The organism is Faecalibacterium sp. IP-1-18 (assembly GCF_023347355.1).
Lineage (GTDB): Bacteria > Bacillota > Clostridia > Oscillospirales > Ruminococcaceae > Faecalibacterium > Faecalibacterium prausnitzii.
On record NZ_CP094472.1, the window covers coordinates 408,653 to 421,699 of the forward strand.

The 13,047-nt window shown below is 58.3% G+C and carries 11 protein-coding genes; 4 read left to right on the top strand and 7 right to left on the bottom strand.

Annotation, left to right across the window (positions count from 1 at the left end):
• The first annotated feature begins 38 nt into the window (after positions 1-38).
• The gene (locus tag MTP43_RS01970) at positions 39-941 is read left to right on the top strand and encodes a DegV family protein (RefSeq protein WP_113620741.1); all 903 of its coding nucleotides are present in this window, start codon (positions 39-41) and stop codon (positions 939-941) included.
• Between the two features lie 142 nt (positions 942-1,083).
• On the opposite strand, the gene asnA is transcribed toward MTP43_RS01970, so the two are convergent.
• From asnA to MTP43_RS02005, 7 genes are all read right to left on the bottom strand, one after another.
• Positions 1,084-2,097, bottom strand: a complete 1,014-nt coding sequence (gene asnA, locus MTP43_RS01975) for an aspartate--ammonia ligase (RefSeq protein WP_113620742.1) — start codon at positions 2,095-2,097, stop codon at positions 1,084-1,086.
• A gap of 184 nt (positions 2,098-2,281) precedes the next feature.
• Positions 2,282-2,995, bottom strand: coding sequence for an ABC transporter ATP-binding protein (locus MTP43_RS01980; protein ID WP_005922988.1), 714 nt, complete (start codon positions 2,993-2,995; stop codon positions 2,282-2,284).
• Positions 2,996-2,998: 3 nt separating this feature from the next.
• Complete coding sequence (locus tag MTP43_RS01985) at positions 2,999-3,838, bottom strand: ABC transporter ATP-binding protein (protein ID WP_005922990.1); 840 nt, start codon at positions 3,836-3,838, stop codon at positions 2,999-3,001.
• Positions 3,831-4,859 carry a branched-chain amino acid ABC transporter permease gene (locus MTP43_RS01990; protein WP_005922992.1) on the bottom strand — a complete coding sequence of 343 codons (1,029 nt, stop codon included), beginning with the start codon at positions 4,857-4,859 and terminating at the stop codon, positions 3,831-3,833. Before MTP43_RS01990 ends, MTP43_RS01985 begins: the two co-directional genes overlap by 8 nt.
• Positions 4,860-4,871: 12 nt before the next feature.
• Positions 4,872-5,750, bottom strand: a complete 879-nt coding sequence (locus MTP43_RS01995) for a branched-chain amino acid ABC transporter permease (RefSeq protein WP_005922993.1) — start codon at positions 5,748-5,750, stop codon at positions 4,872-4,874.
• A gap of 155 nt (positions 5,751-5,905) precedes the next feature.
• Positions 5,906-7,117: an ABC transporter substrate-binding protein gene (locus tag MTP43_RS02000; protein ID WP_097782984.1), complete on the bottom strand. Its 1,212-nt coding sequence runs from the start codon at positions 7,115-7,117 to the stop codon at positions 5,906-5,908.
• A gap of 273 nt (positions 7,118-7,390) precedes the next feature.
• The gene (locus tag MTP43_RS02005) at positions 7,391-8,812 is read right to left on the bottom strand and encodes an MATE family efflux transporter (RefSeq protein WP_005922997.1); all 1,422 of its coding nucleotides are present in this window, start codon (positions 8,810-8,812) and stop codon (positions 7,391-7,393) included.
• A gap of 363 nt (positions 8,813-9,175) precedes the next feature.
• On the opposite strand from MTP43_RS02005, the gene eno reads away from it, so the two are divergent.
• The 3 genes from eno (at position 9,176) to MTP43_RS14455 (ending at position 13,034) form a co-directional block, all read left to right on the top strand.
• Positions 9,176-10,462, top strand: a complete 1,287-nt coding sequence (eno, locus tag MTP43_RS02010) for a phosphopyruvate hydratase (RefSeq protein WP_015537309.1) — start codon at positions 9,176-9,178, stop codon at positions 10,460-10,462.
• 699 nt (positions 10,463-11,161) lie between these two features.
• Positions 11,162-12,181 (top strand): sensor domain-containing diguanylate cyclase, encoded by a 1,020-nt coding sequence (locus MTP43_RS14450; RefSeq protein WP_369522021.1) that lies wholly within the window; start codon positions 11,162-11,164, stop codon positions 12,179-12,181.
• The gene (locus MTP43_RS14455; protein WP_369334294.1) at positions 12,141-13,034 is read left to right on the top strand and encodes an HD domain-containing phosphohydrolase; all 894 of its coding nucleotides are present in this window, start codon (positions 12,141-12,143) and stop codon (positions 13,032-13,034) included. Before MTP43_RS14450 ends, MTP43_RS14455 begins: the two co-directional genes overlap by 41 nt.
• Positions 13,035-13,047: the final 13 nt, after the last annotated feature.

The following is a 13,047-nucleotide window of genomic DNA, read 5'->3' on the forward strand; positions in this document are numbered from 1 at the left end:
AAAGCAGCCCCCGAGTTTCAGAAAAGGAAGCGTCACAGATGTTTGATATCATTACCGACAGCGCCTGCGACCTGACGCTGGACACCGCCAAGCAGCTTGGCATCGAGGTCGTGCCCTTTTATGTATCGCTGGACGGCGAGCATTACCGCAAGGAAGGGCTGGAGATCCCTGTGCGGGACTTTTATCAGTTCATGGTGGATAACCCGGCGGCCTACCCCAAGACCAGTCTGGCCTCCATCGAGGACTTTGAAAAGACCTTCCGCGCACACGCCGAGGCGGGTCGGGCGGTATTGTGTCTGGTGTTCACCGGCAAGATGAGCGGCTGCGTGGGCAGCGCCCGCAACGCCCGGGATCTGGTGCTGGAGGACTACCCCGATGCCCGCATCGAGGTCATCGACTCTGCCGCCGCCACCGTGACCGAATCCACCATGGTGGAAAATGCCGTGGCCATGCGGGATGCAGGCTGCACCTTGGACGAGACTGTGACTTGGTTGGAAGCAGAAAAATCCACCAACCAGATCTTCTTCACCGTGGGTGATCTGGACTACCTCATCAAGGGTGGGCGCATCGGCAAGGTGACCGGCCGCGCCGCCAATATGCTGGGGCTGAAGCCCATGATCCTGTTCAAGGATGGCGAGATCTTCTCCGGCGGCGTAGCCCGCGGCCGCCAGAAGAGCTTTGAAAAGGCGCTGGAGCAGCTGATGAACTATCTGGATGCCCACGGCGGCACCCCGGACGATTACCGCATCACGGTGGGCTACGGCTACGATGCCGACGAGGGCAAGCGTCTGTGGATGCAGACCCGTGCCGCCCTGCGCGCCAAGTACCCCGGCGCACAGTGTGAGGTAGGGCTTTTGCAGATCGGCTGCACCATTGCGGTGCACACCGGCCCCTATGCACTGGGCATGGGTGTCATGCGCCGCTGGAAAAAGCAGAACTAATAATATATAAAACAGAAGAAGGGACAGCCCGCGGGCTGTCCCTTCTTGGTTTTTATAAAAGAAAAAGCGAAATACAGCCAAGCCCGCAGGCTTGGCTGTATTTCAAATCAAAAATATTTTTTCCGCTGAAAAAACGTTCCGCTTACAGCAGCGGGATGCCGGCCTTGGCGCAGGCCTCGCGGGTGGCCTTGTCCCACACGCTGGCCTGCACCTCACCGATGTGGACGCTGCCCAGCAGCAGCATGCACAGGCGGCTCTGGCCGATGCCGCCGCCGATGGTATAGGGCAGCTCACCAGCCAGCACCGCCTTGTGGAAAGGCAGGGTGCGGCGGTCGTCGCAGCCCGCCATGGTCAGCTGCTTGTCCATGCTTTCCGGGCTGACACGGATGCCCATGCTGCTCAGCTCGTAGCTGCACTGCAGCGGGTCGTTCCAGAACAGCAAATCGCCGTTCAGATCCCAGTCGTCATAGTCCGGGGCGCGGCCATCGTGGGGCTTGCCGCTGCGCAGGGGTGCGCCGATCTTCATCAGGAAGGTGGTGCCGTTCTCCTTGACAAAGGCATTCTCCCGCTCCTTCGGGGTCAGATCGGGGTACTTATCCTCCAGCTCCTGTGAGGTGACAAAGGTTACGTTGGGGGTGTGCAGGGGCAGATCCTGCAGCTGGGGGAACATGGCGTGCAGGTTCATCTCGGTGGCGCACACCGCAGACACGATGCAGCGCACCACGTTTTTCAGGTAGGTCTCGTTGCGGTCCTCCACCGTGATGATCTTTTCCCAGTCCCACTGGTCCACATAGACCGAGTGGAGGTTGTCCAGCTCCTCGTCCCGGCGGATGGCGTTCATGTCGCAGTACAGACCCTTGCCCACGCGGAAATCGTAGTCCTTCAGCGCCTGCCGCTTCCATTTTGCCAGCGACTGCACCACCTGTGCCTCGGTGCCACTGTCCTTGATGTCAAAGGTCACCTTGCGCTCCACGCCGTTCAGGTCGTCGTTCAGGCCGGTGGAAGCCTCCAGAAACAGCGGTGCGGACACGCGGTACAGGTTCAGCGTGGCGCACAGGGTATCAGCGAACAGCCGCTTCACCGTGCCGATGGCGCGCTGGGTGTCGTACAGATTCAGCGCGGGTGTGTAGTTTGCCGGGATGATGATCTTGCTCATAACGTTTACCCCTCATTCTGTGTGGTTTGCGCCCCGCTTTCCCGAGCCGGGGCGTGGCTTTTGCAAAGCCGGAATACTGCACCCATTATGGCACAATTTTTTACGAAAGTAAAGTGATAGCAGAAAAAGCAGTTCCGAAACGCCCATGGGCGTTTCGGAACTGCAAATCAAACTATTTTTCCGTTTACCCGCCCAGATAGGCGTTGCGGACGCGCTCGTTGGTCAGCAGCTCGGCACCGGTGCCGTCCATGACCACGCGGCCGGTCTCCAGCACATAGGCGCGGTCGGCCACCGAAAGCGCCATCTGTGCGTTCTGCTCCACCAGCAGGATGGTCATGCCCTCCTTGTGGATGTCGCGGATGATGTCAAAGATTTCCTGCACCAGCAGCGGCGAAAGACCCATGGAGGGCTCGTCCAGCATCAGCATGGAAGCGTTGCTCATGAGCGCACGCCCCATGGCCAGCATCTGCTGCTCGCCGCCGGACATGGTGCCCGCCAGCTGCTTGCGGCGCTCCTTCAGGCGGGGGAACAGGGTGAACACCTTTTCCTTGTTGGCGGCAATGGTAGAAGCGGGCTGGGTGTAGGCGCCCATATCAAGGTTCTCGTCCACTGTCATGTGCAAAAACACATGGCGTCCCTCCGGTACCTGTGCAAGGCCGCTCTCCACGATCTTGTGGGCGCGCACGCCCTTGATGCTCTTGCCCTTGTACAGCACATCGCCGGTGCGGGGCTTCAGCAGGCCGGAAATGGTTTTCAGGGTGGTGGATTTGCCCGCGCCGTTTGCACCGATCAGGGTGACGATCTCGCCCGCATTGACGGTGAAAGAGATATCCTTTACGGCGTGGATGTTGCCGTAGTAGACGTTGATGCCGTCCACCTTCAGTAATGTATCAGCCATGGCTCAGCCCTCCTTTTTGCCCAGATAGGCCTCGATGACCTGCGGGTTATCGCGGATCTCGTCCGGGGTGCCCTTGGCGATGATGCGGCCGAAGTTCAGCACCGCAATGCCCTCGCAGATGCCCATGACAAGGCTCATGTCGTGCTCGATGAGCAGCACGGCAATGTTGAACTCGTCGCGGATGCGGCGGATGGTCTCGGTCAGCTCGGCCGTCTCGGAGGGGTTCATACCGGCGGCAGGCTCGTCCAGCAGCAGAAGCTTCGGGCCGGTAGCCAGTGCGCGCATGATCTCCAACCGGCGCTGTGCGCCGTAGGGCAGGCTGCCGGCCTGTGCGTTGGCAAGGTCTGCCATGTGGAAGATGTCCAGCAGTTCCAGCGCACGCTCGGTGCACTGCTTTTCCTCTTTCCAGTAGTTCGGCATCCGCAGCAGAGAGGACGCCAGATTATACTTCATGGACTCGTGCAGACCCACCTTGATGTTGTCGATGACGCTCAGCTCCTTGAACAAGCGGATGTTCTGGAAGGTACGCGCCACGCCCATGCGGTTGACCTGATAGGTCTTTTTCCCGGCGGTGGGCATCCCGTCGATCAGGATGGAGCCGCGGGTGGGCTGGTAGACGTTGGTGAGCAGGTTGAACACCGTAGTCTTACCGGCACCGTTGGGGCCGATCAGACCGGCGATCTCGTTGCGGCCGATCATCAGGTTAAAGTTGTCCACAGCGGTCAGACCGCCGAAGTCGATACCCAGCTCACGCACGTCCAGAATGGGCTTTTTGTCCTTGTCGCGGTCGGTCAGAAAACCGCCGGAGGGCACACTGTGCAGTCTGGTCTTGAACTCACTCATGGTCAGCGGCCTCCTTTTTGGTATGTTTGCGGAACAGTTCGCCATTCATGGCCTTTTCCACGATGCGGCTCAGGGAGAAATCGTAGCTGCCCAGCAGTCCGCCCGGGCGGAAGATCATCATCAGCACCAGCACCAGCGAATAGACCACCATGCGGTAGCTCTCAAAGCTGCGGGTAGCCTCGGGCAGGATGGTCAGCACGGTAGCGGACAGAATGGAGCCCAGCATGGAGCCCATGCCGCCCAGCACCACCATGACCAGAATTTCGATGGACTTCATAAAGCCGAAGGTGGAGGGGTTCAGCACGCCGATGTAGCAGGCGTACAGGCCGCCCGCCAAGCCTGCAAAGGCAGCGGAGAAGGCAAAGGCCATCACCTTATAATAGGTGGTCTGGATGCCGCAGCTCTCGGCGGCGATCTCGTTGTCGCGGATGGCCAGCACGGCGCGGCCGTGGCGGCTCTTCATCATGGCGTGGATCAAAAAGCAGGTAATGACCACGCACAGGAACACGTTGGTAAAGTTGGAATACTTGGGGATGTTCTTCAGGCCCTTGGAGCCGTAGAACAGCTTGAAGCCCAGCACATCATCAATGTTGTTCAGGGTGATGCGGATGATCTCGCCAAAGCCCAGCGTCAGGATGGCCAGATAGTCGCCGGTCAGGCGCAGGGCAGGGATGCCGATAAGCACCCCGAACAGCCCGGCGATCACCCATGCCAGCACCAGACCGATGGCAAAGGCCACGCCCTTGGGCAGGCCCGAGGATTTGGTGAACAGGGCGCAGGCGTAGGCACCTACCGCCATAAAACCGGCGTGACCCAGCGGCAGCTGCCCCAGATAACCGGTGGCAACGTTCAGCGAGACGGCCAGAATGATGTTGATGCCCACGGTCAGCAGCACCTTATTCTGGTAGGTGGACAGCATATTGCCGGTCACATAGGAAAGCCCCACGAACAGCAGCCCCACCAGCACCAGATTCATCAGGTAGCGCACGGGCATTTTGAGGGTCTTGCGTTTGGTATTCATCGTTATGCCCCCTTACACCTTTTCCTGCACCTTGCGGCCAAGGAAGCCCGTGGGCTTGACCAGCAGCACGATGATCAGAATTGCAAACGTAACAGCGTCCTTCCATGCGGAAAGGCCGATGGCGGAAACAAAGCACTCGCACAGACCGATGGCAATGCCGCCGACCATGGCACCCGGGATGGAGCCGATGCCGCCCAGCACGGCGGCGACGAAGGCCTTCAGACCCAGCATGGAGCCCATGGTGGGGGTAGCCTGCGGGTAGGAGCAGCAGTACAGCACGCTGCCGATACCCGCCAGCGCCGAGCCCACGGCAAAGGTAAAGGAGATGGTGCTGTTGACGTTGATGCCCATCAGACGGGCAGCATCCATATCCTCCGAAACGGCGCGCATGGCCTTGCCGAGTTTAGTCTTTTGCACCAGAAAGGTGAGCACCAGCATGGACAGCACGGTGACCACCAGCGTGATGATGGAGGTAAGACCCAGCGGCACCTTGCCCAGACGGAAGGTCTGGTTGGTGTAGTAGGCGGGGATCACCTTTGCGCCCGAGCCGAGGATCAGCTCTGCCGTGTACTCCAGAAAGAAGGAGACACCAATGGCGGTGATCAGCAGCGAGATACGGGGTGCGCTGCGCAGGGGGGTGTAGGCGATCTTTTCGATCACCACGCCCAGCAGCGTACAGGTGATGATGGTGGCGCACACAGCGGTGACCGGGCCAAGACCCAGCTGGTTCATGACGAACCAGGACATGTATGCGCCCACCATGATGACATCGCCGTGGGCAAAGTTCAGCAGCAGGATAATGCCGTACACCATGCTGTAGCCCAGTGCGATCAGTGCATAGATGCTGCCAAGGGACAAGCCGTTGATCAGCTGGCTAAAGAACACTGTCATGGTTGGATACTTCCTTTCTTTGCGGCGTTTACACTTTTTGATATAAAAAACGGAGAACGCCTGACCAGAAAAAAGCTGTTCCGGCGTTCTCCAAAAAAATCATGGGGTTTGCTCTGTGCGGGCGGCTCCATCACCGGTGGATGGAACAGCGCGGATCAGAACATTTCCTTCAGCTCGGGCTTGCCGTCCACGTAGGTCAGGATGGCAGTGCTCTTGACGGGGTTGTGATGCTCGTCGAAGGTAAAGGTGCCGGTGATGCCCTCGATGGTGCCGCCGGCAATGGCATCGATGACGGCCTGCTTGTACTCGTCGGAGCCGGCCTCGAGGCCCTGCTCCTCGGCAGCCTTAATGCCGTACACGACGGTCATGGCAGCATCGTAGCCCAGAGGTGCAAAGCCGTTGGGGTAGGCCTCACCGTACTCGGCCTTGTAGGCATCCTCAAACGCGGTGCTGGAGCCCTTAGCGTAGCAGGCGCAGAAGTAGGAGTCCTTCAGCTGGTCAGCGGTGGCGTAGCCCTCCAGACCATCCCAGCCGTCGCCGCCGAGGAAGGGAACGGTCAAGCCGATGCTCTCAGCCTGAGCCAGGATCTGACCCACTTCCTGATAGTAGTTGGGGCAGAACACCATCTCGGGGTTCTTGCCAAGGATGCTGGTCAGCTGGGTCTTGAAGTCCACGTCGCCCTCAGAGTAGCTCTCCTGATCCACGACGGTGCCGCCCTTTGCCTCAAACTCCTTGGCAAAGTTCTCGGCCAGACCCTCGTTGTAGTCCTTGCCCTTCAGGAAGATGACGGCTGCCTTGGTGTAGCCCAGCTTCTCGTAAGCGTAATCTGCCATCTTCACGCCCTGGAAGGGGTCGGTGAAGCAGGCACGGAACACATTCCCGTTCACGGTGTCGGTCTCGGCATCGTAGGTAACAGCCTCGGCAGTAGCGGAAGCGGTGACCATAGGCATATTGTAATCGGCGCTCTCGGCGGCAACAGCCAGCGTGGGAGCGGTGGTTACATCGCCCACCAGAGCGGTGATGCCCTGATCCACCATCTTGGTAAAGCAGGTCACAGCCTGCGTTTCATCGCCCTGCTCGTCCATGGTGATGATCTCCAGCTGCTTGCCGTTGACACCGCCATCGGCATTGACCTGCTTCATGTACAGGCTGGCACCGTTTACAACAGCCTGACCGTAAACGGAAGCGTCACCGGTCAGGGGGCCCATCACACCCACCTTGATAGTGCTGCCGGAAGCAGCAGCGGAACCGGCTGCAGAAGAAGCGGCCGTGCTTGCGGAAGAACCGCCGCAGGCAGTCAGAGCGCTTGCTGCGGCAACAACACCGGCAGCAGCCATGAACTGACGACGAGTGATCATCTTTTTCATAAAAATCTCCTCCTCCGGAGTGTTCTATAAAGTAAATTGATAAAAACGGAAGCAAGGCCCTTCCCCTCTAAAGCGGCCTTGCTTCTGTTCTTGTCTGTTATTATAGCTATCTGGGTTCAAATCCGCAATTCACAAACCGTCCATACTTTTGGGCGCATTTTCTCGGCTTTGTTGATACTTTATACAAAAATTAAAGCGTGATTTTGTGCACTATTTCAAATTGTTCATTTTGTTTATCTGTGACATGAAACAAATTCACAAGTTGCAAAATGGTTACAGGGTCTCCATCTCGGCGTCGGCGGCAAATTCGGCCTCGGCGCGGACTTCGGCGGCCTGTCCCTCGGCCTCGGCAACAGCCAACGGCTCTGCCAGTGCCTTGCGGATGGCGGTGACGTAGAACACCATGGAAAGCGCCGTACCGATGCACCAGCCCACAGGCCATGCCATCCAGATGCCGGTGGAGCCCAGCGCGGTGGCGCTGAGCACGGCGGCAATGCCCACGCGCAAAATCAGGTCGGTGAAGGTGGCAATCATGAACCGCACCATCAGGCCGCAGCCGCGCAGGATGCCGTCTGCCACCAGCTTGACCGATACCACAAAGTAGAAGGGGGAGAGGATGCGCAAAAACAGCATACCGGTGTCAATGGCAGGGCCCTGCGGGTCGTTCATGAACAGCAGCAGCAAAAAGCGGCCAAAGAAGAAGTACAGCACCACCAGCGGCACGCACAGCAGCCACACCAGATTGCGGCCTGCGCCAAAGCCTTCCTTGACGCGGTCCATCTTGCCGGCACCCATGTTCTGGGAGGTGTAGTTGGAGATGCCGTTGCCCAGGGTGGTAAAAGAGGTGATGACCATGTTGTTCAGCTTGACGGCGGCAGAGTAGCCTGCAATGACGCTGGCACCAAAGGTGTTGATAATGCTCTGCAGGATGATGTTGCCCACCGAGACAAAGCTCTGCTGCAGGATGCTGGGCACAGCCACCACGGCCACCTTGCCCAGCATATTCCACGAGAACAGCTGCACATGACCCTCGGTGTGGAAAGCGCGGATGCGGCGGAACACCACCACCATGGCCAGCACGCAGCTGACACCCTGACACAGGAAGGTAGCCCATGCCACACCGGCGATGCCCATCTTGAAACCTGCCACAAACAGGATGTCCACGCCGATGTTGGACAAAGAAGAGACTGCAAGGAAGTAGAAGGGGGTCTTGCTGTCGCCAAGGGCAGAGAAGATGCCGGTGGCAATGTTGTAGAAGAACATGAAGGGCAGGCCCAGAACGTAGATATCCAGATACAGCGCAGAATCTGCAAGGATCTCCTCCGGGGTGTTGATGAGCTCCAGCAGGGCGTCGCAGCCAAACAGACCGATGCCCATCAGCACGGCGCACAGCACGGCAGAGCCGATGAGGGAGGTGTAGACCGAGGTCTTCATCTCGCGGTATTCCTTTGCGCCAAAGTAGCGGGACACGATGACCGAGCAGCCGATGTTGCAGCCGAAGGCAAAGGCGATGAAGATCAGGGTGATCTCGTAGCTGTTGCCCACCGCAGCCAGTGCGTTCTCACCGATGAACTTGCCTGCTACCAGACTATCCGCGATGTTGTACAGCTGCTGGAAAATGATGCTGCCGAACATGGGCAGACAGAATTGCCACAATACCTGTGACGGCTTGCCCACCGTCAGATCCTTATTCATTGCAAAAATCCTCCTCTATAACGACTATAAATGGGAAAACAGCGAAAACGCCGCAACCAGTATAGAACCGAATCACCAAAAAGTAAAGAAAATTTTTGGCATATATGCCATATAAAAAACACATGGTAAGCATAACGTATCCCCGCTGCCGCAAGGGGGCAGACTGTAAACGGGTTTTCCACGGCGGTTTGTGTTCCCGTTAAAAATTTAGGTCTGCAAACATACGCACCGGCTCTTGCGCCGGGGTGCAAAGCGTGGTAGGATATTGACGGTTAGTTATATATAACCGTCTAAATAGAGCAGTTCCCCGTCTGCCCGCCCGGGCAGTACGGGAGAGAAAATGATATTCAGGAGGGTTTCAAGATGAATTATCTGGAAATTGAAGCTGTTGTTGGCCGCGAGATCTTAGACTCCCGCGGAAACCCCACTGTGGAAGCCGAAATCACGCTGGCGGACGGCACTGTGGCGCGCGGCTGTGCCCCTTCCGGCGCATCCACCGGTGAGTTTGAGGCACTGGAGCTGCGGGACGGCGACAAGAGCCGCTATCTGGGCAAGGGTGTGACCAAGGCGGTGGAGAACATCAACACGGTCATTGCGGACGCAGTGGTGGGCATGGATGCCTCCGACATTTACGCCATCGACGCCGCCATGATCAAAGCAGACGGTACCAAGGATAAGTCCAATCTGGGCGCAAACGCCATTCTGGCGGTGTCCATTGCAGCCTGCCGCGCAGCAGCCGCTTCGCTGGAGATGCCGCTGTACCGTTTTCTGGGCGGCGTAAACGGCAACCGCCTGCCTGTGCCCATGATGAACATTCTGAACGGCGGCGCACACGCAACGAATACTGTGGATACACAGGAGTTTATGATCATGCCGGTGGGCGCACCCTCTTTTAAGGAAGCGCTGCGCTGGTGCGCCGAGGTGTTCCATGCGCTGGCTGCCATCCTGAAGTCCAAGGGGCTGGCTACCTCCGTGGGCGATGAGGGCGGCTTTGCGCCCAACCTTTCCAGCGATGAGGAGACCATCGAGACCATTCTGGCTGCCATCGAAAAGGCGGGCTATCTGCCGGGCAAGGACTTTATGCTGGCAATGGACGCCGCCGCCTCCGAGTGGAAGAGCCCCAAGGGCAAGGGCTTCTACAAGCTGCCCAAGGCGGGCACCGAGTTTACCTCCGCCGAGCTGATCGCGCACTGGAAGAGCCTTGTGGAAAAGTACCCCATCATCTCCATCGAGGACGGTCTGGACGAAGAGGACTGGGAGGGCTGGCAGCAGATGACCCGCGAGCTGGGCGGCAAGGTGCAGCTGGTGGGCGACGACCTGTTTGTGACCAACACCGAGCGTCTGGCAAAGGGCATCCAGCTGGGTGCGGGCAACGCTATCCTGATCAAGCTGAACCAGATCGGCTCTGTCTCCGAGACCTTGGAAGCCATCAAGATGGCACACAAGGCCGGCTACAACGCCATCAGCTCCCACCGCTCCGGCGAGACCGAGGACACTACCATTGCGGACCTGGCGGTGGCGCTGAACACCTGCCAGATCAAGACCGGTGCACCCAGCCGCACCGAGCGTGTGGCAAAGTACAACCAGCTGCTGCGCATTGAGGAGCAGCTGGGCGAAAGCGCCGTCTACCCCGGCATGGAAGCGTTTTAAGTAAGACGATTTGGAATGCCCTCCGCGCTGCTATGGGCATTTTCAGCGGAAATAGTATTTTTGATTTGTTGCTCAGAAACGCCTGCGGGCGTTTCTGAGCAACTTTTTCACGGGAAGGGGTCGTAAAGGCAGACGGCAGCTGCATTACTCCCAATATTTACCACCACGGCATTTGCAATCCTGCGGCGGGCTGGTTCGTATATAAAGCAGACCGGCACCCGGCAGCAGTCGGGACGGAATGAAACGAAAGGAGCAAACCTTCCATGTTTCAAGGCCTTGGGCCGCTGCTCAGCCTTTTGGGCGGCGGCAGCTTTGCAAAGCTGCTTCTGTTTTTACTGAAGGGGCTGTTCGGCTGAAACGGACGGTCTGAAAGGAGAATACCATGCTGATCGTATTGGAGCATCTGCTGGGTCGGATCAACCTGCCCGGTATGTGGTGGATCATCGCAGAGCGCTGGCTGTGAGGTGACGCCCCGCAAAGCCGCTGCACTTTTTGTGCGGCGGCTTTTTTGCGTTGCCTTACCTGCCTTTCCATTGGCAAAACTGGCAAAAAATGCTTGCATCTAGGCAGTTTTGATAATAGAATTACACTGTTACAGTATGCCCAAAAGCAGGGTGTACAGGAAGGTAAAGTTTGAAATTGCGGTAACAGGGGGTACTGCGTGCTGCGGCGCGCGGAGAAAAAGGCAGGAAAGGTAAAATGGAAACAGACGAGACAATAAAAAAAGGATTTCTGCGGCTGGAACGCTATGCACAGAATATACCGGGCGGCTTTCACTGCTGCGCAGAGGACCCGGAAAAAGGCTATCCCTTTATTTATATCAGCGACCGCTTTCTGGAGATACTGGGCTGGGGGCGGGCAGAGTTTGCGGCAAGGTTCGATAACCGCTACACCGCGCTGGTGCACCCGGATGATCTGGCGACCGGGCTGCGCTACCGGAACGCGGAAAACAGCGCGACTTACGCCAAGAATGGTGACAACATCTTTCGGCTGTTGGGCAAAAACGGCTACCGCTGGGTCACCAACGCTGCCAATCAGGTGGAATGGTACGGCAAAGGCTATATCGTGGGCACGATCACGGATATCACCCCCTATATGGAACTGCGGGAAAAGCTGGAACAGCAGAACCGTACCCAGCGGGAGGCGCTGGAAACCGCCAACCATAATCTGTTGCGGATGATGCAGCAGATGGAGGAGCAGAAGGCGCAGTTTGCCCAGACCGCTGCCCGGAGCATGGAAAAAGAAAAGCGCTACCGGCATCGGCTGAACCACGACGCCCTGACCGGCACCTACAACCGCCGCTTTTACGAGGAAGTGGTGCGCAATAACCTCGGCCCGGCAGGCATCGCCCTGATGGATATCGACGATTTCAAGATCTGCAACGATACCTACGGCCACCACGCCGGAGATCTGGCGCTGGAAACCGTTGCAAAGGCCATCCGCAGCTGCATCCGGGAAACAGATCTGCTGATCCGCTACGGCGGCGACGAGTTTTTGCTGGTGCTGCCCGGCATCCCGGCGGATTATTTCAAGGTAAAGCTGGAGCAGATCCGCACCGCCGTGCAGCAAACGGTGGTGCCGGGCTACCCCCACTTCCGGCTGTCGCTGAGCATCGGCGGCGCGCTGCAGACCCTTGCCGACCCTATGGAAAACGTGGTGCGCCGGGCAGATTTCGCTGGTGCTGCTGGATATCAATATGCCGGTCATGGACGGCTTTGAGGTGCTGCGCACCATGAACACCAACCACACCATCGAGGACGTGCCGGTGATCATGATCTCCAGTGACGACTCGGAGGAAGCCATCCGCAAGGCCTACGAGCTGGGTGCCAGCGACTATGTCAACCGTCCCTTTGACGCAAAGATCGTCTACCGCCGGGTGTCCAACACCATCAAGCTGTACGCCAAGCAGCGGCGGCTGGTGCAGATGGTGTCTGACCAGATCCGCGCGCGGGAAAAGAACACCGATGTGCTGGTGGGTGTGCTGAGCCAGATCGTGGAGTTCCGTAACGGCGAGTCCGGCTCTCATGTGCGGCACATCCGCATCATCACCGAGACGCTGCTGCACCGGCTGATAGAGCTGACCAGCCGCTACGACCTGACCCCCGAGCAGCAGGATAACATCCCGCTGGCGTCGGCGCTGCACGATATCGGCAAGATCGGCATTGACGAAGCCATCCTGAATAAGCCCGGCAAGCTGACCGCAGAAGAATTTGCGGTGATCAAGACCCACAGTATGCTGGGCGCAGAGATGCTGCAAAAGACTGAAAGCTTTGCAGACCAGCCGCTGTTGCAGACCGCCTACGAGATCGCCCGCTGGCACCACGAGCGCTGGGACGGCAAAGGCTACCCGGACGGGCTGAAGGGCGACGATATCCCCATCAGCGCCCAGCTGGTCTCCATGGCGGATGTGTATGACGCACTGACCAGCGAACGGTGCTATAAAAAGGCTTTCCCGCACGAAACGGCTGTCCAGATGATCACGAACGGCGAGTGCGGAGCCTTCAACCCGCTGCTGCTGCAGTGTCTGCTGGACGTGCAGGGGGAACTGAAACAGGAAATTTTACAATGGTAATGTGAGGACATCT